Origin of the sequence: Phreatobacter oligotrophus (assembly GCF_003046185.1) — a bacterium.
Classification (GTDB): Bacteria; Pseudomonadota; Alphaproteobacteria; order Rhizobiales; family Phreatobacteraceae; genus Phreatobacter; species Phreatobacter oligotrophus.
The window spans coordinates 193,518-216,478 of record NZ_PZZL01000001.1; the positions used below are offsets into that span (position 1 = coordinate 193,518).

A 22,961-nucleotide genomic window follows, 5' to 3' on the forward strand; every position below is an offset into this window, starting at 1 on the left:
TTCGGCCAGGCCCAGCCCTTTCACCTAAGCGGGACGCCGAAGTCCCCCTCCCATCGCGTCAGCGAGGGGAGGGTGCGGGTGGGGCATTTAATCTCGGGGCGCAACGAAAGAGGGCGGCGCCTTGCGACGCCGCCCTTGGAAAGTCCTTCAGCCTTCAGCTCACTGGATGCCGCCGAGCATCATCAGCTTGATCTCGATGAACTCATCGAGGCCGTAATGCGAGCCCTCGCGGCCCAGCCCGGATTCCTTCACGCCGCCGAAGGGCGCGACATCCGTTCCGACCAGGCCCGTATTGATGCCGACCATGCCGTATTCCAGCGCCTCGGCGACGCGGAAGATGCGGCCGATGTCACGGCCGTAGAAGTAGCTGGCAAGGCCGAACTGGGTGGCATTGGCGAGCTGGATCGCCTCCTCCTCGGTCTTGAACCGGTAGATCGGCGCGAGCGGCCCGAAGGTCTCCTCGCGCGTCACCAGCATGTCAGTGGTGACGCCGGAGAGCACGGTCGGCTCGAAGAAGGTGTGGCCGAGTTCGGAGCGCTTGCCGCCCGTCTCGACCTTGGCGCCCTTGGAGAGCGCGTCCTTCACATGGGCCTCGACCTTGTCGACGGCGGCCGGCTTGATCAGCGGGCCCTGGTCGATGCCTGGCTCGACGCCGTTGCCGACCTTGAGCGCCTTCACCCGCGCGGTGAACTTCTCGACGAAGGCGTCATGCACGCTCTCCTGGACGAAGATGCGGTTGGCGCAGACGCAGGTCTGGCCCATGTTCCGGTACTTCGAGACCATGGCGCCCTCGACGGCGGCATCGATGTCGGCGTCGTCGAAGACGATGAAGGGCGCATTGCCGCCAAGCTCCAGGCCGACGCGCTTCACGGTGGAGGCGGCCTGCGCCATCAGCAGCTTGCCGACCGGCGTCGAACCGGTGAAGCCGACGAAGCGGACGGTCGGGTGCTCGCACCAGGTCTTGCCGATGGGCGCGGCGTCACCCGTGATGATGTTGATGACGCCGGCCGGAATGCCGGCGCGATGGGCGAGTTCGGCGAGCGCCAGCGCGGTCAGCGGCGTCTCGGGGGCGGGCTTCACCACCATGGTGCAGCCGACAGCGATGGCCGGCGAGCACTTGCGGGTGATCATCGCCGCCGGGAAGTTCCACGGCGTGATGGCGGCGCAGACGCCGATCGGCTGCTTGTGCACGAGGATGCGGTGATCCGGCCGGTGCTGCGGGATGATGTCGCCATAGACGCGGCGGGCCTCTTCGGCGAAGAACTCGACGAAGGAGGCGGCATAGGCGACCTCGCCCTTGGCCTCCGCCAGCGGCTTGCCCTGCTCGGCGGTCATGATGAGCCCGAGATCGTCGGTGTTGGCGATCATCAGGTCAAACCATTTGCGCAGCAGGTTCGAGCGCTCCTTCGCCGTCTTCTTCGACCAGAGGCGGAAGGCCTTGTCGGCATGCTCGACGGCCTCCGCGGCCTCCTTGGCGCCGAAGCGCGGCACATGGCCGATGGTCTGGCCCGTCGCGGGGTTGATGACCGGATCGACCGGCGTGCCGACCCATTCGCCGTTGACGTAGCACTGCGATTTGAGGAGCGAGGGGTCCTTCAGCGGCAGGGGCGTCGACTTCAGGGGGGCGTTCATGGGCGGCCTCCGGTTGCGATCTTCAGGGGAGTGGCTTTCTAGCACCGGGGCCACGGCATCGCATCCCGTCCATGGGCAGGCCAGCCACACGGAGGATGACATCGGCGCGGCCTTTCGGCATGACCTGCCACAACACCATGGAGCCGCGCATGTCCGCCCCCACCATCGTCTTCGATCTCGACGGCACGCTCGTCGACAGCTGCCCGGACCTGATCGGCACCCTGTCCTGGCTGCTGGAGCGCGAGGGGCTCGACCCCATCGTCTATGACGAGGCCCGCGCCCTCATCGGCCATGGCATCAAGCCGATGGTGGAGAAGGCCCTCAAGCTGAAGGGCAGGGGCGAGAGCCGCGACGAGATCGAGGCGGTCTACGAGCGCTACATCGCCGTCTACGAGACCCGCCTGACGCAGGAGACGCGGCCCTATCCGGGCCTCCTTGCCGCTCTCGACCGCTTCGCGGCGGACGGCATGATCCTCGCCGTCTGCACCAACAAGATCGAGCGCCTCGCCCGCCAGCTGCTCGACGAACTCGACATGAGCCGCCGCTTCGCTGTCATCGCCGGCGCCGACACCTATGGCGTCCGCAAGCCCGATCCGGCCCATCTCCTGCGCACCATCGCCGCGGCCGGGGGCGATCCCGCCCGCGCGGTCATGGTCGGTGATTCCGAGACGGACATCCGGGCGGCCCAGGGTGCCGGCATCCCCGTCGTCGCCTTCTCCGGGGGCTACACGGCCATTCCGCTGCCGGACCTCGATCCGACCGTCATCCTCGACCATTATGACGGCCTGCCCGACGCGGTCAGCCGCCTCCTGACGCGCTAAGCCGCTTCCGTATCGGCATGCGATAGGCTTAAGCGCCCGTTTACCATGTGCGGGCATGATCCCCAGATCGAACCCGGGAATTCACCCGGGCACCGGGGGGATAAGCGCGCCCATGGTTTTCGGGATCTCCGCCAGCCGTCGCGACACCGCTCCGGCCATCGAGGCCGCGGCCGGACCCGATCCGCGTGACGCCGAGATTGCGCGCCTGAAGGGCGAGATCGACCAGATTCGCGACACGATCGGCCTCGTCGAATCCGACCTCGTGAAGCTCATCGCCGAGGTCGCGGCCTCCGCCGATCATGTCCATGATGGCACCGCCGCCGCGACGCGGGCGCTGGCGGCCATCCGCGAACGTTCCAGCGCGCTCGATGGCCTTGCCGCCCGCGCCTCCGACAATTCCCGCCAGCTTGCCGCCGCGACCGAGGAATTCGGCCAGAGCGCCACCGAGATCGGTGGCCGGGTGCGCGAGGCGACCCGCTTCACCGACGAGGCTGTCGAGGCCGTCGGCCATGCCTCGCTCAGCATCGACGGCCTGCGCGCCTCCTCCGCCGAGATCGACCAGGTCGTGGCGCTGATCGCCAAGATCGCCCGACAGACCAACCTCCTCGCACTCAATGCCACGATCGAGGCCGCCCGCGCCGGTGAGGCCGGCAAGGGCTTCGCCGTCGTCGCACAGGAGGTGAAGAGCCTCTCCATGGAGACGCAGCGCGCCACCGACGAGATCGCCCGGCGCATCGCCCATCTCCAGTCCGATGCCCAGGCCTCCATCGCCGCCGTGCAGCAGATCGCCGGCGCCGTCGACGCCATCCGGCCCGTCTTCTCCAGCGTGGTGGAAGCCGTGGACGGGCAGATCCAGACGATCAGCGAGCTGTCGCGATCGGCCGGTGAGAGCGCCGCCTTCATCGGCCATGTGGCCTCAGGGGCGGGGGCCATCGATCAGGCCGCTGTCGAGGCGGAAGTGACCTCGGACGAGGCGGACGCCGCCGGCAGGCAGGCCAAGCTCCTCACCGAGAAGCTGCGCTCGCGCTTCACCATCTTCCTGCGCCAGTCGGAGATCGGCGACCGCCGCCGCCATGACCGCCTGCCCGTCGATATCGACGTGACCGTCTCGGCCGGCGGCAAGACCTGCCGGACCAAGACCCGTGACCTCTCGGAGGGCGGCATGCTGCTCGCCGCCGGCGAGGTCGACGCCGTGGCGGTTGGCGCCTCCGCCACCGCGCGGCTGCCCGGCCTTGGCGAGACCTCGATCCGCATTGCCGGCCGCTCCGCCCTCGGCAGCCACTGCGAATTCGTCCGCCCGGCGCCCGACTTCACCGCCGCCGTGAGCGCCCGCCTCACCGCCCTGCGCGAGGCGGACCGCACCCGCATCGATCACGTCGTCGCGGCGGCGGCCGAGGTCTCGCGCGCCTTCGAGGCGGCGATCGAGGCCCGTCGCCTCAGCCGCGACGACCTCTTCGACAACGACTATGTTCAGATCCCCGGCACCAACCCGGTGCAGTTCTCGACGCGCTATCTGAAGGTGCTCGAGGACATCCTGCCGCCGATCCAGGAGAAATGGCTCGGCGTCGACAAGCAGATGACCTTCTGCGCCGCTGTCGACCGCAACGCCTATCTGCCCGTCCACAACCGCATCTATTCCCACCCCCAGCGGCCCGACGATCCCGCCTGGAACGCCGCCAATTGCCGCAACAAGCGCGTCTTCGACGACCGCGCGGGGCTGTCGGCGGCGCGCAACGCCCGGCCCTATCTCGTCCAGTCCTATGCCCGCGACATGGGCAACGGCGTCACTGTCTTCATGAAGGAGATCGACGCGCCGATCCGCGTCTTCGGCCGGCACTGGGGCGGCCTGCGGATGGCCTACAAGCTCTGAGGCCGAGCGCCGGCGGACGCGGCGCGGGTTCCATGCGGCGGCCGCCGCCCAGGTCTTCGGCCGCTCCGGACAAACCCATCTTGCGCCTTAACCCTTCCTGTACGAGAGAGCGCGCATCCTGCCGCCGTGCAAAGCCCCAAGCCTGCCTGACGAGACGCCCCTCGAGGATTCGCGCATGACGACCATCAAGCTGCAGATCCCCCCCGACCTCCTCGCCGCGGTCGACCGCTTCATCGAGGAGGAGGTGCCCTCCGCCAGCCGGACCGACGCCATGGTCGCCGCGCTGCGCGCCTGGGCCGTCGGCAATGGCCTCATGCTCTCCTGGCGCGGCCCGCAGGAGCCGCCGGCGAGCTGGCCCGCCGCCGCCAATGACGGGTGAGGGCCCGGCCCATCCTCAACACGGCGGGATCTGTCCCCCGGCGGCAACCCGGTTCCGTCCCTCCCGCTTGGCGCGGTACAGCGCCGCATCCGACGTCCGGTAAAGGCTGGCGATGTCGCCCTGCTTGTCCACCGCCGCCGCCCCGACACTGACCGTGACCGGCCGGCCGAGCCCTGACCTGGTGCCGATATCGCTGCCGAGCCTTTGGCGCAGGGCCTCGGCATAGATCAGCGCCTCGCCGATCCCGATGCCCGGCAGGAATACACCGAACTCCTCGCCGCCGAGACGGCCGGCAAAGCTGCCGGAGGGCAAGGCGGCCGCGAGCGCGTGGCCAACCACCACCAGCACGTCGTCGCCGGCCGCGTGGCCGTGCTCGTCGTTGATCGCCTTGAAGTGGTCGATGTCCAGCATCAGCAGGCACCCGCCCGCGGATTGCAGGGCCTCGTCGATGGCGGCGAAGAAGGCAGTGCGGTTGAGCAGGCCGGTGAGGCCGTCTTTCCGCATCATCTCCTCCAGCGAGCGCTTCGCCACCGCGAGTTCGGCATTGCTGGCGGCGAGGGCCTGATTGAGCGCGGCGATCCGGTCGTTCTTGCGGAAGGACCAGTAGACGAGGGGCGGCGCGATGATGAGGGGGCAGACGGTGGCGAGCGTGAAGGCGACCCGCGGCTCCTTGAGGCCGATCACCAGATAGACCCCATAGGTCATGGCGACCGAGCCGAGCGACGCAAGACACGCGACGACGATGGTCAGAACGACGGCGCGCGGCACCCGAATCCCCTCCTGGCCAAAGACCCGGCACGGGTCAGCCTTCCTGCGCGCGGCCCGGTGGAGATCGGAGCAGGTGGGGGACCGTGCAAGGTGTCTGGGTCAGCAACGGCCGCGCGTGCCCTTAGGTAATGTGCATGGGCCAGCTGCGCTATGGATCGGGTTACGCGAAGCGTTGCGCTGCCCCACCCGCGATGCGCGAGGAGGGTGTGCGCTGGCCGCGCAAGGACGCGATGGAGGTGGTGAGGGACGAAGGAATGGTGGGCGCGACAGGGATTGAACCTGTGACCCCTCCCGTGTGAAGGGAGTGCTCTCCCGCTGAGCTACGCGCCCGCGCCACATGTGGCGAGGAGCCGCGTTCCTAGCGGCTCCCCCCGACCGGTGTCAAGAATGTCGGCGACGCATCGCGCCGCGCCCCGCCGCATCAGCGGATGGGATAGGGATATTGCAGCCCGCCCTTGCTCCACAGGGCGTTGGTGCCGCGGGCAAGGCCGAGGCGCGAGCCGGCGCCGACATTGCGGTCGAAGCTCTCGCCGTAGTTCCCGACATGGCGGATGATCCGGTAGGCCCAGTCATTGGTCAGGCCCAGCGTCTCGCCGAACTTGCCGTCGCTGCCGAGCAGGCGGCGGATCTCCGGATTGGTCGTGGAGGCGCGCATCTGCTCGACATTGGCACGCGTCACGCCGAGATCCTCCGCATTGAGCATGGCGAAATGCGTCCAGCGCACCAGGGCGGCGAAGTTCTCGTCGCCGCGCCGCACCGCAGGTCCCAGCGGCTCGCGCGAGATGAGCTCGGGCAGGATGATGTAGTCGCCGGGGCTGGCGAAGCGCAGGCGCTCGGCCGCAAGGCCCGAGGCGTCGGTGGTGAAGCTGTCGCAGCGTCCCGCCTCGAAGGCCTTGATGCCCTCGTCATTGGTCTTGAAGCTCACCACCTCGTAGCGAAGGTTGTTGGCGCGGAAATAGTCGGCGAGGTTGAGCTCGGTGGTCGTGCCCTGGGTGACGCAGATCGAGGCGCCGTCGAGGCCCTTCACCGAGGTGACGCCCGAGGCCTTGCGGACCATGAAGCCCTGGCCGTCATAGTAGTTGATGGCCGGCCAGGCCATGCCCATGGCCGTGTCGCGGCTCATCGTATAGGTGGCGTTGCGGGCGAGCAGGTCGACGTCGCCCGTCTGCACCACGATGAAGCGCGTCTGCGCCGTGGTCTGCACGAAGCGCACCTTGGTCGGGTCGTCGAAGATCGCCGCCGCGATGGCGCGGCACAGGTCGATGTCGAGGCCGCGCCACTCGCCGCCATCCGCCTGGAAGCCGAAGCCAGGCAGCCCGGTATGGATGCCGCAGGTGAGGAAGCCGCGCTGCTTGGCCCGCTCCAGCACGTTGATGGTCTGCGCCGCCGCGTCCCGGGGCGGCGCAGCCAGGCCGAGGAGCGCCAGCCCTCCGAGGGCCGCGAGCGTGGTGATCTTCATGTCCGTCTCTCCGCTGGAGGTCAGCCCGGCTGCGCCAGGCTGGCATCGACGGCCTCTGCGAGCCGTTCGACGATGGTGTCGATGGTCTCAGCATCGACGATGAAGGGCGGCGCGATCAGCACATGGTCCCCCCGCGTCCCGTCTGCCGTACCGCCCGACGGATAGACCATGAGCCCGCGGGCCATGGCTTCCGCCTTGATCCGTGCATGCAACTTCAGGGCCGGATCGAAGGGCTCCTTGCTTCCCCGGTCCGCGACGATCTCGATGGCCTGGAACAGGCCGCGCCCGCGGATGTCGCCGACATGGTGGTGGTTGCCGAAGGTCTCGCCGAGCCGGCGGGCGAGATGCGCCCCTTGCGCCTGCACATTGGCGAGAAGGTTGTCGCGCTTGATGACGGTCTGCACGGCAAGGCCCGCCGCGCAGGCCAGCGGATGGCCGAGATAGGTATGGCCGTGCTGGAACAGCTTGGAGCCGCGATCGAAGGCCTGGAACACCCGGCCGGCCACCAGCACCGCGCCGATGGGGGCGAACCCGCCGCCGAGCCCCTTGGCGATGGTCATGAGGTCGGGCGAGACGCCTTCCTGCTCGCAGGCGTGCAGCGTTCCGGTCCGGCCCATGCCGCACATGACCTCGTCGAGGATGAGGAGGATGCCGTGCCGGTCGCAGACCTCGCGGATGGCGCGGAAATAGCCGGGCGGGGCGGTGATGGCGCCGCAGGTGGCGCCACCCACGGTCTCGGCGATGAAGGCGATGACGCTGTCCGGCCCGAGCCGCTGGATCGTGTCCTCGAGCTCGGCGGCGAGCCGGAGACCATAGGCTTCCGGCGTCTCGCCGGGCGCCCGCCCACGGTAGTCATAGGCGGGCGAGACATGCTCGGCCTCGATGAGCAGCGGCGCATACTGGACCCGCCGCGCCGCGTTGTGCCCGACCGCCAGCGCCCCGAGGGTGTTGCCGTGGTAGCTCTGGCGGCGGCCGATGATGTGTCGGCGCTGCGGCTGACCGATCTCGACGAAATATTGCCGCGCCATCTTCAGCGCCGTCTCGATCGCCTCGGAGCCGCCGGAGAGGAAATAGACATGGCTGATGCCCTCGGGCGCGTCCGCCACCAGCGTCTGCGCCAGCTCTTCCGCCACGGCCGTGGTGAAGAAGCTCGTATGGGCATAGGCGAGGCTGTCGAGCTGGGCATGCATGGCCGCCAGCACGTCCGGGTGGGAATGCCCGAGGCAGGAGACCGCGGCGCCGCCTGAGGCGTCGATATAGTCGCGCCCCTCGCTGTCGCGGATGGTGACGCCCCGGCCCGACACCGCCACGGGGTAGTCGTGGGCGAGGCTGCGGTGGAAGACACGGGTCATGGCGCAGGTCCTTCATCGACGCCCGGCCATTTGGCGGCATCGCGTGGCCGCGCGCAATTGCGCCGGCCCGGGGAACTGCCTTGCGGCTGCGTCGTTCTGGCCACGACCACGAATTCGCAATAGTTTTGTGCGCTTCATCGCGACCGCCCCATGAAGGGCGGCACCAGATTGCAGGGGGATACGTGCAGGCGAGGACGAAGCGGAAGGCCATCCCGGCCCTGCTGCTCGCGGCGGTCACGGCCGCGGTGATGCTCGTCCCGTCGGCGCCGGCCGAGGCGCAGTCCCCGGTCTGCCTGCAGATCCGCTCGCGCATCGCGCAGCTTGATGCCGCGCCCTCGGGCGGGGCCAATGCCCGCCGCTTCGCCGCCGCCGCCCAGCGCCAGCGCGCCGAGCTTGCCAACGCCACCCGCACCTACCAGGCCGCCGGCTGCGGCGGCTTTTTCCAGAGCGGCCAGTGCGCTGCGCTGGATGCCCGCCGCCGGCAGATGCAGGCGAACCTCGCCCAGCTGGAGGCGCAGGCGGGCGGAGGGGGCATGGAAACGGCCCAGCGGGCCCAGCAGCGCGCCCAGCTTCTCGTCGCCTTCGATGCCAATGGCTGCCGTGGCGGCGGCGCCCGCGAGGCGGCCGCCCCCCAGCGGCCCGGTCTCTTCGGCCTCGGCGCGGCGCCCGACCGCGACGTCTATCGCGACTATCGCACCGAGGGCCGCCCGCAGACCGCCTATCGCGAAGGCGCGGAACCGCAGCGACCGGGCTTCGGCAATTTCATCGAACATCTCTTCGGCCGCAGCGACCCGCGCCCGCCGCCCTCCTATGGCGATGTCGCAGCCATCCCTGAGGACCAGCTGCGCCCCGGCGACGGCGACGACCGTCCGCGCAATGTCGGCCATCGCGCCGTCTGCGTGCGCCTGTGCGACGGCGCCTTCTTCCCCATGACCTCCTCGCCCCGCCCGGGCATGAGCCTTGGCCAGGAGGAGATGTGCCAGATGCAGTGCCCGGGGGCGGAGACGGCGCTGTACCGGATGCGCGACGACCAGATCGAGAATGCGGTCTCGGTAGACGGCGAGCCCTACACGGCATTGCCCAACGCCCTGCGCTTCCGCCAGCGTTTCGACGCCGCCTGCACCTGCCGCCCCCGCAACGGCTCCTGGGCCGAGGCCTTCACCAACCGCCCCGATCCGACCCTGCGCAGCGGCGATCAGGTCGTCTCCCCCGAACAGGCCCGAATCCTCTCCATGCCGGCCGAGCAGCGTTCCGCCGCCCGCGAGGAGGCCGCCGCCAGCGAGCGCGCCCGCCGCGAGGCCGAACGCCAGGCCCGCTTCGACCGCAGCCGCGGCCGGGATGGTGCGCCGCGGCCGACCATCGGCCTCGACGGCTCGATCCGCCAGCCGGTCGACGCCGATCCCCCGGCCATCCGCGGCGCCGCCACCCCGGGGCCGGCGGTTCCGGACGCCACCGTTCCCGCCGCCGCTCCGGCGCCTGAGCCGCCGCCGGAGGAACGCCGCCCCGTTCGTGTCATCGGGCCCATCTATGCGCCACGCGCCGACGCCGCGCCGGCGCCGAACGGCGGCTGACCCGCCTCCTGGAGCCCGCCACCATGGACATCCTCCTCCACGGCCTCGTCTGGCTCGCGCTCGTCGCCGCCTTCGGCTGGGTCCTGTCCTTCTGGCCGCGCTGGGTCGCCGATGATCTCGCCATGCCCCAGCGCCTCGTCCTGACGCAGCCCTGGCGGCCGGGCCTTGCCCCCTATCTCGCCCGCTGGCCCTTCATCTCGCTCGCCTTCTATGCCCATCTCTGGCGCCGCGGCCGCATCCTCGAATGGGCCATCGCCGTCATCGCCTTCGTCTCGGTCCTCCGCGCCGCCAGCGCCTTCTTCAAGACCGCCGGGGCCCTCGGCCGCGCCGCCGCCTGACGGCGGAGTGGACGGCGCGCGCCGGCCTGCGCCACACTTCCGGATAACGGTTGCAGAAGAAACCATCTGGAGGGGGCATGGCGTCGGTTAAGCTCGAGGACCTGCCGCTACGCTTTGCCTATCGGCACCATCCCGACCAGGATGCCGCGACGCCGGCCCGCCATCCCGTGGTGATCGTCGGGGCAGGGCCTGTGGGCCTCGCGCTCGCCATCGACCTTGCCACCCGGGGTGTCGCCTCGGTGGTGCTCGATGATTCCGACCGGATCGGCGAGGGCAGCCGCGCCATCTGCTTTGCCAAGCGGACGCTGGAGATCTTCGACCGGCTCGGCCTTGGCGAGCAACTGGTGGACAAGGGCATCACCTGGCAGCGCGGCCGCGTCTTCCTCGGCGAGCGCGAGCTCTACGACTTCGACCTGCTGCCCGAGGCGGGGCATCGCCGGCCCGCCTTCATCAACATCCAGCAATATTATGTGGAGGCGGCTCTGGCCGCCCGCGCCGCCAGCTTCCCCGACCTGATCGACCTGCGCTGGTCGAACCGCCTTGCGGCCGTCGCGCCCCGTACCGATGGCGCCAGCCTCACCATCGACACGCTGGACGGCCCCTACCGCCTGGATGCCGACTGGCTCGTCGCCTGCGACGGCTCGCGCTCGCCAACCCGGGCCATGCTCGGTCTCGACTTCGCCGGCGAGGTCTTCGACGACCGCTTCCTCATCGCCGACGTGAAGATGACGGCGGACTTTCCGACCGAGCGCTGGTTCTGGTTCCAGCCGCCGTTCCATGGCGGGCAATCGGCCCTGCTCCACAAGCAGCCCGACGATGTCTGGCGCATCGACCTCCAGCTTGGCCGCGACGCCGACGCGGAGGTGGAGAAGCAGCCCGAGAACGTCGTGCCGCGGATCCGCCGCATGCTCGGCCACGACGCGTTCAGCCTCGAATGGGTGTCGGTCTACACCTTCCAGTGCCGGCGGCTCGCCCGCTTCGTCCATGGGCGCGTCATCTTCGCGGGTGATTCCGCCCACCAGGTCTCCCCCTTTGGCGCGCGCGGCGCCAATTCCGGCATCCAGGATGCTGAGAACCTCGCCTGGAAACTGGCGCTGGTTCTCGCAGGCGAAGCAGGTCCGGGCCTCATCGCGACCTATGACCTGGAGCGCGGCGCGGCGGCGGACGAGAACATCCTAAACTCCACCCGCTCCACCGACTTCATCGCGCCGCCCTCGGCCGGCGAGCGGCGACTGCGCGACGCGGTCCTCGCCCTTGCGGCGGAGGCGCCCTTCGCCCGGCGGCTCGTCAATTCCGGGCGCCTGTCGGTGCCCACCACCTACGAGACGCCGCTGACCACTCCGGACGAGGATGGCTGGGGCGGCAGCGCCCGGCTCGGGGCCCCGGTGCCGGACCTGCCCCTTCATCGGCCGGGCCATGGGCCGACCCATCTGACCGCGCTCGCATCCGGCCGGTTCACCCTGCTGACTATGGGGGACAGCTGCGTCGCGCCGGCTGGCTGTGAGCACATCGTCATCGGCCAGGACGTGATCGATGAGGCCGGACTGTTCGCCGGGCGCTTCGATGCCGGGGAGGGGAGTGCCGTCCTCCTGCGGCCGGATGGGCATCTCACCGCCCGCTGGCGGCATCCCGCGACGGTGAAGATCGCACATGCGATCCAGCGGGCGAAGGGGTTCTGAATCAAGGACTTAGGCAATGCGCTTGAATCGGAATCGGCGTGTGAAGAACCTGAATCATCCTATGAGCTGCGCCCCGGGAGAGCCCTTGGTCGCAGCATGGTTGAATCACCGTGTGAACGGCGCCTTGAATCACTGTGTGAGGATGGCCCTGACTCTCCACATGAGGAGCAGCCGATGAGCGGCCTCGTCACCGACAATCGCTTCGCCGATCCCGACGCCGCGCTGCGCATCCTCACCGAGGCGCACCGGCCGCTGACCGAGGCCGAGAGCGCCGACCTCAATGCGCGGCTCGTCCTGATCCTCGCCAACCATGTGGGTGACGCGACAATCCTCGCCGAGGCCGTGGCCCTGGCGCGGCGGACGATGGATGAGAAGCGGTAGGGGGCCTCAGGCCACCGTCGAGCGACCGGACAGCCACGGACCCACCGCGCCCCAGGGACGGTCCACGACGGAACCGTGCGGCGGCCTCTCGTCGCGGGGGAGGGCGAGCGGCTGGACGTCCACCAGCGGCAGGGTCGGGCCCGAATAATTCTCGCTGATCAGCACGCCCGAGCGGATGCCCCTCACCAGCACCGCATCCGCCGGTGCGGCGGAGGAGAACCCCTCGCCTGGCTGGCGCTCGCGGCCAGTGAGGCGCGTCTCCTCGAAGGCGACGATACGGCCATTGTCGGCCTGGACGAGATAGAGGAGGGGCATCTTCTCCGCCTCCTGGAACCCGATCGCCTCCACGAAGCGCCAGCTCTCCTCCTGCACGTCGCCCTCGGCGATGTCGGCGGTGATGGCGCGCCGCAGCGCCGAGGCGCGTCCGCGCCGGGCGGCGACCTTCACCGCGCTCATGCCACTCCAGCCGGCAAGCCAGAGGGCGGCGGCGGCGAGCCAGGCCTGGTCGGATCCGAAGGTCACCCCGGTCGCAAATTGCAGGAGCCAGGCGACGAGCAGCGCCACCGGACCGATGAAGAGCAGGGAGATGAGGCCGAGGCCAAAGCCCGATCCGACCTCCGCGAGGTCGGACTGCGGATCGTGGTGCAGGCCATCGAGGACCTCCTGCAGCACCCGCCGCTCGCTGCGGTCCGAGGGCCGGCGATAGGACAGGGACAGTGGGCGCTCTCGGGTCTCGACCATCGGGTCGGCTACTCCGCCGCCTGGCTCGGCGGCTTCGGGATCATGGCAGCATGCGCATCGGGCGAAACGGAGGCGGCTTCCTGGGACCGGGCCGGGACGCCGCGCTCGAGACCGGCAATCTTCTCCTCTGCCTCGGCCGCCTCGCGCTGACGGTTCCACAATCCGGCATAGAGGCCGCCCTTGGCAAGCAATTCGCCATGCGTACCGCGCTCGGCCACCCTGCCGTCGTCGAGGACGATGATCTCGTCTGCATCGACGATGGTCGACAGGCGGTGGGCGATGACGATGGCGGTGCGGTCGCGAGAGATGCGGTCGAGCGCCTCCTGGATCTCGCGCTCGGTATGGCTGTCGAGGGCGGATGTCGCCTCGTCCAGCACCAGGATCGGCGGCGACTTCAGCATGGCGCGGGCGATGGCGACGCGCTGCTTCTCGCCGCCGGAGAGTTTCAGGCCGCGCTCGCCCACCTCGGTCTCATAGCCCTGCGGATTGCGCAGGATGAAGTCGTGGATCTGCGCGAGCCGCGCGGCCTCCTCCACCTCGGCGTCGGAAGCATCCCAGCGGCCGTAGCGGATGTTGTAGCGGATCGTGTCGTTGAACAGCACAGTGTCCTGCGGGACCATGCCGATGGCACGGCGCACCGACGCTTGGCTCACCTCGCGGATGTCCTGGCCGTCGATGGTGATGCGCCCGCCCCCCACATCGTAGAAGCGGAAGAGAAGGCGCGAGATGGTGGACTTGCCGGCGCCTGACGGGCCGACGATCGCCACGGTCTTGCCCGCCGGCACCTCGAAGGAGACGCCCTTGAGGATGGGCCGCGCCGGGTCATAGGCGAAGGCGACGTCCTCGAAGCGGATCGTGCCGCCGGCGACCTTGAGGTCCGGCGCGGCGGGCCGGTCGACAATCTCCGGCGGGCGGCCGAGGATGGCGAACATCGCCTCGATGTCGGTGATGGCCTGTTTGATCTCGCGATAGACCATGCCCATGAAGTTCAGCGGCTGGTAGAGCTGGATCATCATGGCGTTGATCATGACGAAGTCGCCGACCGTGTTGCGGCCCTTGGCGATGTCCATGGCGCAGAGAACCATGGCGACCGTCATGCCGGCGGTGAAGATCGCCGCCTGGCCGGCGTTCAGCACGGCGAGCGAGGTGAGCGCCTTGGTCGAGGCCTTCTCGTACTTCGCCATGGAGACGTCGTAGCGGGCCTTCTCGCGCTCCTCGGCCGAGAAGTACTTCACCGTCTCGAAGTTCAGGAGCGAGTCGATCGCCTTGACGTTGGCGTTGGTGTCGCTGTCGTTCATGTCGCGGCGGATGGCGATGCGCCATTCCGTGGCGTAGTAGGTGAAGGCGAGATAGGCCGCGACGGTGACGAGGATCACCACCACGTAGCGCCAGTCGAACATCCACAGCAGAACGCCGACGATCATCGCCAGCTCGAGGATGGTCGGCAGGAGCTGCAGGATGATCATCCTGACGATGGTCTCGATGGCGTTGCGCCCGCGCTCCAGCACGCGGGTGAGCCCGCCGGTCTTGCGCTCCAGGTGGAAGCGCAGCGACAGCTTGTGCATGTGCTCGAAGGTGAGCAGCGCGAGGCGCCGCACCGCGTGCATCGACACTTTGGCGAAGAGCCCGTCGCGCATCTGCGTGACGACCGCCATGAGGATGCGCGACAGGCCATAGGCGAGGGTGAGCGCGAGCGGAGCGGCAAGCACGCCCGCCCACCAGGCGGTCGAGGTGGTCTGCGGCGCTGCCAGCGCGTCGGTGGCCCATTTGAAGGTGAAGGGCACCACCATGGTGACGACCTTCGCCACCACGAGGAGCACCATCGCCCAGCCGACGCGGCGCTGCAGGTCTTTCCGGTCATGCGGCCAGATGAAGGGCCACAGGTTGACGATGGTGCGCATCAGTGCGCCGCCCTCGGCCGAGACGGGTTTCCCGGAGCCTGCGGCGGCCGGTGATGGGGGCGGAGACACGATGACTGGGTCCTTGCGGCGACGCCTTGCGGAGAAGGCTTGTTTCCTGGAAGCGATATAATCAGGAAATCGTCCCCGAGAACCCCTGACGCGCGATCCCCTGTTGCATGGCTGACCTCGGCCCTCGCTGCGTCTATGGTCGGTGACGACCTGAATCGCGCCGCGGACAGCCGCAGGCGCCTGCTTCCGGAGGCCTTGCATGGCGACCGTTCGTTCCCTTTGCGTCTATTGCGGCTCCGGCTCCGGCCATGCCGAGGCCTATGGCAAGGCCGCGGTCGAGCTCGGCGCCGCCATGGCCAAGGCCAACATCCGCCTCGTCTATGGCGGCGGCGGCATCGGCCTCATGGGCACGCTGGCGAAATCCGTGGTCGACCATGGCGGCAAGGTGCTGGGCATCATCCCGGACTTCCTGAAGCGCAAGGAGATGCCGCTGGACGCCGTCATCGACGTGGTCACCGTGCCGGACATGCACACCCGCAAGATGCGCATGTTCACCGAGGCCGACGCCTTCGTGGCGCTTCCGGGCGGCATCGGCACGCTGGAGGAACTGGTGGAGCAGCTGACCTGGGCGCAGCTCGGACGGCATGCAAAGCCCGTGGTCGTCGCCAATATCGGTGGCTTCTGGGATCCCTTGCGCGTCCTCCTCGATCACATGAAGGACGAGGGCTTCATCCGGCCGGGCCTGCAGGTGAAATATTCGATCATCGACGAGGTCCGCGACATCATCCCGGCGATCCAGAAGCAGGTTGCCGACCTGCCGCAGGAGGCGCTTGGCGCCGAGCACGACCCGGTGGTGATTGAGAAGATGTGAGGCGTTGAGGGCGATACCAGGATTTGGTATCGTCTGGTATGCCCAAGAATACCTCCGTCAGCCTCGGCGATCACTTCACGGCGTTCATCGACGAGCGGGTTGCCGAAGGCCGGTACGGCTCCGCCAGTGAAGTGCTGCGCGCGGGCCTTCGTCTGCTTGAGGAGCACGAGGCTCGTCTTGCCTCTCTTCGTGCCGCGGTGGCCGAGGGCGAGGCGAGCGGCGAGGCGCGCCCGTTCAATATGGACGGCTTCCTTGCAGCGAAGGTCGCCGAGCGCGGATGAAACTGGCGCTCACCCCGCGCGCCGAACAGGACCTGTCGGAGATTTTTGACTATTCCGCCGATGAATGGGGCACAGACCGTGCCGTCGCCTACCTGAAACTTCTCCAGGCGACCATGGAGAGGCTCCTGCGCTTTCCTGAACTCGGGCGCACCGCCGATGAGGTGGGGCCGGGCTTGCGGATTGTCCCGGCCGGCTCACACATCGTCGTCTATCGGTTGCAACCGGACGTGGTGGCCGTCGTTCGCATCCTGCACCAGCGCATGGACCTTGCCGGGCATCTCTAGCCCTCACACCCCCGCGCCGTCCTTCACCAGCTTGTAGGTGATGGAATCCGTCAGCGCCTGGAAGCTGGCATCGATGATGTTGGCCGAGACCCCCACCGTGGTCCAGGTCTCGCCGGCGCGGTCGCGGCTCTCGATGAGCACGCGCGTCACCGCGCCGGTGCCGCCATTGAGGATGCGGACGCGGAAATCGACGAGTTCCAGGTCCTCGATGAAGCGCTGGTACTTGCCGAGATCCTTGCGCAGCGCGGCATCCAGCGCGTTCACCGGCCCATTGCCTTCCGCCGCCGAGATCAGCACCTCGTCGCCCACCTTCACCTTCACGGTGGCCTCCGAGAAGGTGACGAGGTCGCCGGCGGCATTGTAGCGGCGCTCGACATTCACCTTGAAGCGCTCCACCGCGAAGAAGGCTGGCACCTCGCCCATCACCCGCTTGGCGAGGAGGAAGAAGGAGGCATCCGCCCCCTCATAGGCATAGCCGAGGCTCTCGCGCTCCTTCACCTCGTCGAGGATTCGCACGACCCGCGGGTCGTCCTTGGCGACGGTGAGGCCGACCCGTTCCAGCTCCGCCAGCACGTTGGACTTGCCGGCCTGCTCGGAGACGAGGACATGGCGACGATTGCCCACCGTCTCCGGCGGCACGTGCTCATAGGTCTCCGGCTCCTTCAGCACGGCGGAGGCATGAATGCCCGCCTTGGTGGCGAAGGCCGCCGCGCCGACATAGGGCGCATGGCGGTTCGGCGGCCGGTTGATGAGCTCGTCGAGCTGGCGCGAGATCTTGGTGAGGTGGCGGAGCTTCTCCTGGCTGACCCCGATGGCGAAGCGCTCGGCATAGGCGGGCTTCAGCAGCAGGGTCGGGATGAGCGAGGTCAGGTTGGCATTGCCGCAACGCTCGCCGAGGCCGTTCAGCGTGCCCTGGATCTGTCGGCAGCCCGCGCGGACGGCGGCGAGCGTGTTGGCCACGGCCTGTTCGGTATCGTTATGGGCATGGATGCCGAGGTTGGCGCCCGGCACCACCGCGGTCACGGCGGTGACGATCGCCTCGACCTCCTCGGGCAGCGTGCCGCCATTGGTGTCGCAGAGCACCACCCAGCGCGCGCCGCTCTCGAAGGCCGTGCGGGCGCAGGCGAGGGCATAATCGGGATTGGCCTTGTAGCCATCGAAGAAGTGCTCGCAATCGACCAGTACCTCGCGGCCGCGCCCCCGCGCCGCCGACACCGAATCCGCGATGCCCTCGATGTTCTCATCCAGCGTGCAGCCGAGCGCGACATGGACATGGTAGTCCCAGGCCTTGGCGACGAAGCAGATGGCGTCGGCTTCGGCGTCGAGCAGGGCGGCGACGCCCGGATCGTTCGCCGCCGAGCGGCCGGCGCGCTTGGTCATGCCGAAGGCGGTGAACCGAGCCTTGACCGGTCGCCGCTTGGCGAAGAGGGCGGTGTCCGTAGGATTGGCGCCGGGATAGCCGCCCTCGACATAATCGATGCCGAGCTCGTCCAAGAGCGCTGCGATCTTCAGCTTGTCCTCAAGGGAGAAATCGACGCCGGTCGTCTGCGCGCCGTCGCGCAGCGTCGTGTCGAACAGGAACAGCCGCTCGCGGCCATCGGGGAGGGAGGCGGTCATGGGATGCTGCGGTCCTGGGGCGGCCAGGCCGCCGTGTCGTGGTCCGGATGCTGGCGGGAGACGACCGAGGCGTAAAAGCCCGCAACCTTCTCCGCTTCCGCGGGCGTACGGGTGGGAAGCCCGGCGAGGTCGGCGAAGAACGGCATACGCGCCTCGAGCCCCATCTGGATGACGGGGGGCAGGGCCGCGGGATCGTCGAAGGCGCCGAGCGCGAGCTCGACGCCGTGGGCGTGCTCATAGGTCAGCGGCGTGCCGCATTCGCCGCAGAAGCCGCGGCGCACCACGCTAGAACTCTGGAAATGCTTCGGCGCCCCGCGCGTCCAGGTGAGGCCGTGGGCCGTCGCCAGAGGCGCGAAATAGCTGCCGAAAGCCTTCTGGCACATGCGGCAATGGCAGAGCGAGGCGCGGCCGAGGCTCTCGCAGGCAAAGCGCACGGCGCCGCACTGGCAGCCGCCGGTGAAACGGGCGGTCATCGCATCACCTCCCAGGTCGTCATCGGTTCGCCGGTCGCCGGGTCCTTGCCGTCCTTCAGCTGGATGCCCATGGCCGCGAGCTCGTCGCGGATCCGGTCGCTCTCGGCGAAGTTCTTGGCCTTGCGGGCGGCGAGGCGCGCGGCGATGAGATCCTCGATCCGCGCCGTGTCCTTCATGTCCGCCTCGGCGTCGGCTTCGGCCGTAAGTTCGCCAAGCCGAGCCTCGTCGAAGCCCATGAGCTGCAGCGATGCCTTCAGGCCCGCGTGGTCGCCGCGCTTGTCGAGCCCATGCAGCTCGGCGATCGCCTTGGCGGTGTTGAGATCGTCGCCGAGGGCTTCCAGCACGGTCTCCGGCACCGTCGAGGCCTCAACGCCCTGAGCGGCACGGTACCAGCCCTCCAGCGTCTTCCAGCTCTCCTCCATGGCCCGCACGGTCCAGTCGATGGGCTGGCGGTAATGGGTCTTCAGCATGGTCAGGCGCAGCACCTCGCCCGGCCAGGCCTTGCCCTGCCAGCCGTCCAGCAGTTCCTGGATCGTCACGAAATTCCCCAGGCTCTTGGACATCTTCTCGCCCTCGACCTGCAGGAAGCCGTTGTGCATCCAGACATTGGCCATCACCTGGTGGCCGAAGGCGCAGGTCGTCTGCGCCACCTCGTTCTCGTGGTGGGGGAAGACGAGGTCGATGCCGCCGCCATGGATGTCGAAGGTCTCGCCGAGGTGCTTCCAGCTCATGGCCGAGCACTCGATGTGCCAGCCCGGCCGCCCGGGTTGCGCAATACCGCAGGGGCTCGGCCAGCCCGGCTCATGCGCCTCGCGCGAGGGCTTCCACAGCACGAAGTCCATTTCCGAGCGCTTGTAGGGCGCGACATCCACCCGCGCGCCGGCGATCATGTCGTCCAGCGGCCGCTTCGACAGGCCGCCATAGCCGGGCATGGAGGGCACGGAGAACAGCACGTGGTCCTCGGCGACATAGGCGTGGCCGGCCGCGACCAGCTTCTCGCAGAGCGTCTTCATCTCCTCGATATGCTCGGTGGCGCGCGGCTCGACCGTCGGCCGCAAGGCGCCGAGGGCATCGATGGCGGCGTGGAACCGCGCCGCCGTGCCCTCGGTCAGGTCGCGGATGGTGACGCCGCGCTCGAAGGCGCGCTTGTTGATCTTGTCGTCGAGGTCCGTGATGTTCCGGGCATAGGTGACATGGGCCTCGCCATAGACGTGGCGCAGCAGCCGGAACAACAGGTCGAAGACGATGACCGGCCGGGCATTGCCGATATGGGCGTCGTCATAGACGGTCGGCCCGCAGACATACATGCGGACGTTCTTCGGATCGATGGGACGGAACTCGTCCTTCGACCGCGTCAGCGTGTTGTAGAGCCTGATCGCCATAGCCGTCTCCGCGCAAGGGCATCCGCCGCGGGCCGTGTCGGTGATCTTTTGCGCTTGAGGATGATGGCAAAGAACGGCGACCGGCCAGCGAAGACGCTCAGCCGCAAATAATCCCGCAAATGGTCGCGAAACCGTTCATGAGCGCAGAGATAGCGCAGATCGCCGCCTGAGCGTCAAGCGGCTTCTGCCGCCTCAGCCCTCGACGGAACAGGACACCCGGCCGTTGAGCTGCCGGGTGCGGAACTCGCCGTTCACGACCTCGCCGAGGCGGATCGTGTAGCGGCCGCGCCAGGTCTCCGCTTCAGGGTTGCCGCGCGCCTCGACGGTCAGTTCCACCGTGCCATGCGGTTCACCGGCCCGCTCGTGGTAGACGCGCATCCTGAGCTCCCGGGCATCGAACCAGCTCTGGGTCAGATTCTCCTTGGCGAAGGAGAGCTTGCGGAAGTCCTCCGCGACGTCGCGGCCCTTCAGTTCGAGCGCACCCTCGAACTGGAAGAGGGCGCCGCCCGTCGAGCGGCCAACCGGGCTGCCGATGGTGAACTTGGCCGAGCGGTCATCGGCCTCGCAGGAGACGCCTCCGGTGGCATGGGCCGGCGCAGCAGCAGCGAGAGCGAGAAAGGCGAGGCAGGCGAGGCGAGGGACCATGACGGGCTCCGGAAGAGAGGATGGGGGGACCTTTCGCCCATCCGTCTTTCCGTTGAACGTCACCCGATTTTCCGTTGCGGAAACAAAGCCAGCATGGCTGGGCCAACCCGGCAACGCAGGACCGGTTCGCGCGACATCGGTGGGAAGCGGGCGGCGGCGACCTTCGCGCCATGATGTCGTCCCTGTCGCGCTCCCCGCACGTGCTCTTCCTCGCGCCTCTCGCTGTTCTGGCGAGGCTGGCGCTGTGGACCGTCGTCGCCATGGCGGTTGGCCTGCCGCTTCTCTGGCTGGACTATGCGGTCCATGGCGAACGGCACCGCATCTTCGTCGAATATCTCCACCACGACAGCGGCGAGGCGACGGTGGATGGCATTGTCGAACCGGCCCTGCGGCCGATCCACCAGGCGACGATCGGCTCGGCCGTGCTGACCGTCCTGCCGGAGGATCGCCGCGTCCGCCTCGGCCTGTGGACGCCGTTCGGCGACAGCCGCCCTGCCATCGCCGGGGAACTGCGCGAGCGGTGCTATTACGATGCCCGGCTGATCGCCCACGAGGACCTCTGGCACCAGCGGCTCATGCGCTGGGCGGAGCGCCGGCGTCGGCCGACCGCCGCGGATGACGGCGATGACAGGCGTCCCCTGGCCGTGGTCGAGGCGACCTTCGCCTATTGCGACCCCAACGGCCTCACCCGCCGCGAGCGCCGGGAGCGTGACCGCCCCCAGACGGCCCGCCAATGGCTGGACCTTCTCAGCCCGCCTGCGCCGCCGCCTCGTGCCGACTAGCTGATGAAGTCGCCGCAGCGAACCACCTCGGTCTGCTGGCCCCAGGGCATGATCGGCACGGTGGAGGTCGAGTTCTGCGGCGAGCCGTCGATCAGCTTGTCCGAATAGATCATGTAGACCAGCACGTTGCGCCGGGCGTCGCAGCCGCGGACGATCTGCACCCGCTTGAAGAAGAAGGAGCGGCCCTCGCGGAACACCACGTCGCCTTGGCTAGACCGGCCGGTAATGCGGATCGGGCCGATCTGCCGGCAGGCGAGCGATACCTCCGAGAGCTGCTCGGCAAAGCCGAAGGCCCCCGCCCAGCCGCCCTTTTCCGGCACGGTGAAATGGCAGGCGACGCCCTCCACGTCCGGATCGTCGATGCCATAGGTCGCGAGCTTGTCGTTCGGCGAGAGCAGCCGGAACACTGTGGAGCGCCGGAAGATCAGCTCCGGCGATTGCGCGAAGGCGGGGATCGCCGGCACGGCAAGAAGGGCGGCGAGGGCGGCGGCGAGGATACGGCGCATGGGACAGGCTCCTGGAGGACGGCCATAGCAACGCTGCCGCCATGGTTTGGCAAGGCGATGACGCAGGGTGCAGGACCGCTAGGAACGACGGCCTCGCCCACCGGTTCCCCGCGAAGCAGCTCAGAACGGAGACGTGCCATGGACGTGAACGAGATCCATCGCGGCCGCCTGATCGACCACGTGCAGCTTGTGGTCCGCGACCTTGCCGCCAGCCGCCGCTTCTACGGCGCGGTGTTCGAGGTGCTCGGCATCCCCATCGGCGGCGAGGAGGAGACCTATTTCTGGGCTGACGAGCTGTTCATTTCCTCGGCCAGCAGCCCCGCCGCGCTCGGCGAACTCACCGGCCGCCATCACCTCGCCTTCCAGGCAAAGGACCGTGCCGCCGTCGGTGCCTTCCACGCCGCCGGGCTCGCTGCGGGCGGCCGCGACAACGGCCCGCCGGGCCTGCGCAAGTACCATCCCGGCTACTACGCCGCCTTCCTCATCGATCCGGACGGCAACAACATCGAGGCCGTGTTCCACGGTGAGCACCAGCGCAGCGCGCCCTCGGTGCGGGTGACGTTCTGACAAAGGTCGGCCGAGGAGCGTTCCGAATCGCGTCTTGTCGGATGTCATGACAAATGCAATGATCATCAATGCAGTTCGACGGCTTCGACTGGGACGAGGGCAATCTTGCGAAATGCCGCAAGCATGGTCTTTCACCCCGGGAGATCGAAGAGATTTTGTCGGGACCGATCACCCTCATCCTGCCGGACGGACGGCATTCCGGGACCGAGACCCGCAGCATCGCCATCGGACGCACGGCGACGGGGCGCCATGCCTTCGTCGCCTTCACGATCCGCGAGCGCGACGGCCGGCTCCTTCTGCGGCCGATCAGCGCCCGCTACATGCATGCCAAGGAAGTGAGGCGCTATGAGCAGCAAATTGCCCGCCTTCGCGACTGACGAAGAGGCCGAAGCGTTTCTGGACCGCGGCGACTTGTCCGAGTTCATCGCCTCGGATCGTCTGAAGCCTGCCTCCTTCGAGTTCGCGCCGAAGGAGAAGACCGTGAGCATGAGGATGCCCGAGGCGCTTCTTGATGCGGTGCGGACAGCCGCGCGCCAGGAGGGCATCCCGTATCAGCGCTACATCAGGCTGACGCTTGAGCGCGCCATTGCCGCGCGTCCCGCCCCGCTCAAGCGTGACGCGGGCTGAGCTGCCGCCCACAGTCCCGTCCCCG

The 22,961-nt window shown here is 68.7% G+C and carries 25 protein-coding genes and 1 tRNA gene; 14 read left to right on the top strand and 12 right to left on the bottom strand.

Annotated features, from left to right (window positions below; all coding sequences use genetic code 11):
* Positions 1–159: 159 nt before the first annotated feature.
* Entirely contained in the window at positions 160–1,632 is a 1,473-nt protein-coding gene (locus C8P69_RS00960; RefSeq protein WP_108173989.1) for an NAD-dependent succinate-semialdehyde dehydrogenase, read from the bottom strand.
* Positions 1,633–1,781: 149 nt separating this feature from the next.
* Between C8P69_RS00960 and C8P69_RS00965 the strand changes: the two genes are divergently transcribed.
* The 3 genes from C8P69_RS00965 to C8P69_RS00975 all read left to right on the top strand — a co-directional run bounded on the left by C8P69_RS00965 (position 1,782) and on the right by C8P69_RS00975 (position 4,702).
* Positions 1,782–2,453, top strand: coding sequence for an HAD-IA family hydrolase (locus tag C8P69_RS00965; protein WP_108174550.1), 672 nt, complete (start codon positions 1,782–1,784; stop codon positions 2,451–2,453).
* A gap of 112 nt (positions 2,454–2,565) precedes the next feature.
* A complete protein-coding gene (locus C8P69_RS00970) occupies positions 2,566–4,323 on the top strand; it encodes a methyl-accepting chemotaxis protein (RefSeq protein ID WP_170118082.1) in 1,758 nt (585 codons plus the stop codon).
* Between the two features lie 175 nt (positions 4,324–4,498).
* Positions 4,499–4,702 carry a ribbon-helix-helix domain-containing protein gene (locus tag C8P69_RS00975; protein WP_108173991.1) on the top strand — a complete coding sequence of 68 codons (204 nt, stop codon included), beginning with the start codon at positions 4,499–4,501 and terminating at the stop codon, positions 4,700–4,702.
* A gap of 15 nt (positions 4,703–4,717) precedes the next feature.
* On the opposite strand, the gene C8P69_RS00980 is transcribed toward C8P69_RS00975, so the two are convergent.
* The 4 genes from C8P69_RS00980 to C8P69_RS00995 form a co-directional block, all read right to left on the bottom strand.
* Positions 4,718–5,470 (bottom strand): GGDEF domain-containing protein, encoded by a 753-nt coding sequence (locus C8P69_RS00980; protein ID WP_108173992.1) that lies wholly within the window; start codon positions 5,468–5,470, stop codon positions 4,718–4,720.
* Between the two features lie 255 nt (positions 5,471–5,725).
* A tRNA-Val gene (locus C8P69_RS00985) sits at positions 5,726–5,800 on the bottom strand.
* A gap of 91 nt (positions 5,801–5,891) precedes the next feature.
* Positions 5,892–6,929 (bottom strand): amino acid ABC transporter substrate-binding protein, encoded by a 1,038-nt coding sequence (locus C8P69_RS00990; RefSeq protein WP_108173993.1) that lies wholly within the window; start codon positions 6,927–6,929, stop codon positions 5,892–5,894.
* A 20-nt stretch (positions 6,930–6,949) separates the two neighbouring features.
* Entirely contained in the window at positions 6,950–8,281 is a 1,332-nt protein-coding gene (locus C8P69_RS00995) for an aspartate aminotransferase family protein (RefSeq protein ID WP_108173994.1), read from the bottom strand.
* Positions 8,282–8,463: 182 nt separating this feature from the next.
* Here C8P69_RS00995 and C8P69_RS01000 point away from each other — a divergent pair, with 182 nt between their 5' ends.
* The 4 genes from C8P69_RS01000 to C8P69_RS01015 all read left to right on the top strand — a co-directional run bounded on the left by C8P69_RS01000 (position 8,464) and on the right by C8P69_RS01015 (position 12,250).
* Positions 8,464–9,852, top strand: a complete 1,389-nt coding sequence (locus C8P69_RS01000; protein WP_108173995.1) for a DUF2865 domain-containing protein — start codon at positions 8,464–8,466, stop codon at positions 9,850–9,852.
* Positions 9,853–9,875: 23 nt separating this feature from the next.
* The gene (locus tag C8P69_RS01005; RefSeq protein ID WP_108173996.1) at positions 9,876–10,190 is read left to right on the top strand and encodes a hypothetical protein; all 315 of its coding nucleotides are present in this window, start codon (positions 9,876–9,878) and stop codon (positions 10,188–10,190) included.
* Positions 10,191–10,267: 77 nt separating this feature from the next.
* Complete coding sequence (locus C8P69_RS01010; protein ID WP_108173997.1) at positions 10,268–11,869, top strand: FAD-dependent oxidoreductase; 1,602 nt, start codon at positions 10,268–10,270, stop codon at positions 11,867–11,869.
* Positions 11,870–12,043: 174 nt separating this feature from the next.
* A complete protein-coding gene (locus C8P69_RS01015; protein WP_108173998.1) occupies positions 12,044–12,250 on the top strand; it encodes a DUF2783 domain-containing protein in 207 nt (68 codons plus the stop codon).
* A gap of 6 nt (positions 12,251–12,256) precedes the next feature.
* Here C8P69_RS01015 and C8P69_RS01020 read toward each other — a convergent pair whose 3' ends face one another.
* Both C8P69_RS01020 and C8P69_RS01025 read right to left on the bottom strand, forming a co-directional pair.
* Positions 12,257–12,991 (bottom strand): hypothetical protein, encoded by a 735-nt coding sequence (locus tag C8P69_RS01020; RefSeq protein WP_108173999.1) that lies wholly within the window; start codon positions 12,989–12,991, stop codon positions 12,257–12,259.
* Between the two features lie 8 nt (positions 12,992–12,999).
* Positions 13,000–14,961: an ABCB family ABC transporter ATP-binding protein/permease gene (locus C8P69_RS01025; RefSeq protein ID WP_245901817.1), complete on the bottom strand. Its 1,962-nt coding sequence runs from the start codon at positions 14,959–14,961 to the stop codon at positions 13,000–13,002.
* Positions 14,962–15,160: 199 nt separating this feature from the next.
* On the opposite strand from C8P69_RS01025, the gene C8P69_RS01030 reads away from it, so the two are divergent.
* From C8P69_RS01030 to C8P69_RS01040, 3 genes are read left to right on the top strand one after another with little or no spacing between them, the layout of a single operon-like run.
* Positions 15,161–15,772 (top strand): LOG family protein, encoded by a 612-nt coding sequence (locus C8P69_RS01030; RefSeq protein WP_108174001.1) that lies wholly within the window; start codon positions 15,161–15,163, stop codon positions 15,770–15,772.
* A 38-nt stretch (positions 15,773–15,810) separates the two neighbouring features.
* Complete coding sequence (locus C8P69_RS01035) at positions 15,811–16,053, top strand: type II toxin-antitoxin system ParD family antitoxin (RefSeq protein WP_108174002.1); 243 nt, start codon at positions 15,811–15,813, stop codon at positions 16,051–16,053.
* Positions 16,050–16,337 carry a type II toxin-antitoxin system RelE/ParE family toxin gene (locus C8P69_RS01040; RefSeq protein ID WP_108174003.1) on the top strand — a complete coding sequence of 96 codons (288 nt, stop codon included), beginning with the start codon at positions 16,050–16,052 and terminating at the stop codon, positions 16,335–16,337. Before C8P69_RS01035 ends, C8P69_RS01040 begins: the two co-directional genes overlap by 4 nt.
* Positions 16,338–16,340: 3 nt before the next feature.
* Here C8P69_RS01040 and cimA read toward each other — a convergent pair whose 3' ends face one another.
* The 4 genes from cimA to C8P69_RS01060 form a co-directional block, all read right to left on the bottom strand.
* A complete protein-coding gene (cimA, locus tag C8P69_RS01045; protein ID WP_108174004.1) occupies positions 16,341–17,954 on the bottom strand; it encodes a citramalate synthase in 1,614 nt (537 codons plus the stop codon).
* A complete protein-coding gene (locus tag C8P69_RS01050) occupies positions 17,951–18,427 on the bottom strand; it encodes a GFA family protein (RefSeq protein WP_108174005.1) in 477 nt (158 codons plus the stop codon). The genes cimA and C8P69_RS01050 overlap by 4 nt, the downstream gene beginning before the upstream one ends.
* Entirely contained in the window at positions 18,424–19,809 is a 1,386-nt protein-coding gene (gene cysS / locus C8P69_RS01055; RefSeq protein WP_108174006.1) for a cysteine--tRNA ligase, read from the bottom strand. The genes C8P69_RS01050 and cysS overlap by 4 nt, the downstream gene beginning before the upstream one ends.
* Before the next feature lie 192 nt (positions 19,810–20,001).
* Positions 20,002–20,454, bottom strand: coding sequence for a hypothetical protein (locus C8P69_RS01060; RefSeq protein ID WP_108174007.1), 453 nt, complete (start codon positions 20,452–20,454; stop codon positions 20,002–20,004).
* A 170-nt stretch (positions 20,455–20,624) separates the two neighbouring features.
* Here C8P69_RS01060 and C8P69_RS01065 point away from each other — a divergent pair, with 170 nt between their 5' ends.
* Complete coding sequence (locus C8P69_RS01065; RefSeq protein WP_108174008.1) at positions 20,625–21,236, top strand: hypothetical protein; 612 nt, start codon at positions 20,625–20,627, stop codon at positions 21,234–21,236.
* Here C8P69_RS01065 and C8P69_RS01070 read toward each other — a convergent pair.
* Entirely contained in the window at positions 21,233–21,742 is a 510-nt protein-coding gene (locus tag C8P69_RS01070) for a CreA family protein (RefSeq protein ID WP_108174009.1), read from the bottom strand. The two genes, C8P69_RS01065 and C8P69_RS01070, sit on opposite strands and share 4 nt — an antisense overlap.
* Before the next feature lie 138 nt (positions 21,743–21,880).
* Between C8P69_RS01070 and C8P69_RS01075 the strand changes: the two genes are divergently transcribed.
* The 3 genes from C8P69_RS01075 to C8P69_RS01085 all read left to right on the top strand — a co-directional run bounded on the left by C8P69_RS01075 (position 21,881) and on the right by C8P69_RS01085 (position 22,936).
* Entirely contained in the window at positions 21,881–22,309 is a 429-nt protein-coding gene (locus C8P69_RS01075) for a VOC family protein (protein WP_108174010.1), read from the top strand.
* 68 nt (positions 22,310–22,377) lie between these two features.
* The gene (locus C8P69_RS01080; RefSeq protein ID WP_108174011.1) at positions 22,378–22,686 is read left to right on the top strand and encodes a BrnT family toxin; all 309 of its coding nucleotides are present in this window, start codon (positions 22,378–22,380) and stop codon (positions 22,684–22,686) included.
* Positions 22,655–22,936 carry a CopG family antitoxin gene (locus C8P69_RS01085; protein ID WP_108174012.1) on the top strand — a complete coding sequence of 94 codons (282 nt, stop codon included), beginning with the start codon at positions 22,655–22,657 and terminating at the stop codon, positions 22,934–22,936. The genes C8P69_RS01080 and C8P69_RS01085 overlap by 32 nt, the downstream gene beginning before the upstream one ends.
* Positions 22,937–22,961 lie beyond the last annotated feature (25 nt).

Bases quoted from the DNA above. Each gene is read 5' to 3' on its own strand.
- C8P69_RS00960 (WP_108173989.1), bottom strand. From the start codon at position 1,632: ATGAACGCCCCCCTGAAGTCGACGCCCCTGCCGCTGAAGGACCCCTCG.
- C8P69_RS00965 (WP_108174550.1), top strand. From the start codon at position 1,782: ATGTCCGCCCCCACCATCGTCTTCGATCTCGACGGCACGCTCGTCGAC.
- C8P69_RS00970 (WP_170118082.1), top strand. From the start codon at position 2,566: ATGGTTTTCGGGATCTCCGCCAGCCGTCGCGACACCGCTCCGGCCATC.
- C8P69_RS00975 (WP_108173991.1), top strand. From the start codon at position 4,499: ATGACGACCATCAAGCTGCAGATCCCCCCCGACCTCCTCGCCGCGGTC.
- C8P69_RS00990 (WP_108173993.1), bottom strand. From the start codon at position 6,929: ATGAAGATCACCACGCTCGCGGCCCTCGGAGGGCTGGCGCTCCTCGGC.
- C8P69_RS00995 (WP_108173994.1), bottom strand. From the start codon at position 8,281: ATGACCCGTGTCTTCCACCGCAGCCTCGCCCACGACTACCCCGTGGCG.
- C8P69_RS01005 (WP_108173996.1), top strand. From the start codon at position 9,876: ATGGACATCCTCCTCCACGGCCTCGTCTGGCTCGCGCTCGTCGCCGCC.
- C8P69_RS01010 (WP_108173997.1), top strand. From the start codon at position 10,268: ATGGCGTCGGTTAAGCTCGAGGACCTGCCGCTACGCTTTGCCTATCGG.
- C8P69_RS01015 (WP_108173998.1), top strand. From the start codon at position 12,044: ATGAGCGGCCTCGTCACCGACAATCGCTTCGCCGATCCCGACGCCGCG.
- C8P69_RS01020 (WP_108173999.1), bottom strand. From the start codon at position 12,991: ATGGTCGAGACCCGAGAGCGCCCACTGTCCCTGTCCTATCGCCGGCCC.
- C8P69_RS01030 (WP_108174001.1), top strand. From the start codon at position 15,161: ATGGCGACCGTTCGTTCCCTTTGCGTCTATTGCGGCTCCGGCTCCGGC.
- C8P69_RS01035 (WP_108174002.1), top strand. From the start codon at position 15,811: ATGCCCAAGAATACCTCCGTCAGCCTCGGCGATCACTTCACGGCGTTC.
- C8P69_RS01040 (WP_108174003.1), top strand. From the start codon at position 16,050: ATGAAACTGGCGCTCACCCCGCGCGCCGAACAGGACCTGTCGGAGATT.
- cimA (WP_108174004.1), bottom strand. From the start codon at position 17,954: ATGACCGCCTCCCTCCCCGATGGCCGCGAGCGGCTGTTCCTGTTCGAC.
- C8P69_RS01050 (WP_108174005.1), bottom strand. From the start codon at position 18,427: ATGACCGCCCGTTTCACCGGCGGCTGCCAGTGCGGCGCCGTGCGCTTT.
- cysS (WP_108174006.1), bottom strand. From the start codon at position 19,809: ATGGCGATCAGGCTCTACAACACGCTGACGCGGTCGAAGGACGAGTTC.
- C8P69_RS01060 (WP_108174007.1), bottom strand. From the start codon at position 20,454: ATGGTCCCTCGCCTCGCCTGCCTCGCCTTTCTCGCTCTCGCTGCTGCT.
- C8P69_RS01065 (WP_108174008.1), top strand. From the start codon at position 20,625: ATGATGTCGTCCCTGTCGCGCTCCCCGCACGTGCTCTTCCTCGCGCCT.
- C8P69_RS01070 (WP_108174009.1), bottom strand. From the start codon at position 21,742: ATGCGCCGTATCCTCGCCGCCGCCCTCGCCGCCCTTCTTGCCGTGCCG.
- C8P69_RS01075 (WP_108174010.1), top strand. From the start codon at position 21,881: ATGGACGTGAACGAGATCCATCGCGGCCGCCTGATCGACCACGTGCAG.
- C8P69_RS01080 (WP_108174011.1), top strand. From the start codon at position 22,378: ATGCAGTTCGACGGCTTCGACTGGGACGAGGGCAATCTTGCGAAATGC.
- C8P69_RS01085 (WP_108174012.1), top strand. From the start codon at position 22,655: ATGAGCAGCAAATTGCCCGCCTTCGCGACTGACGAAGAGGCCGAAGCG.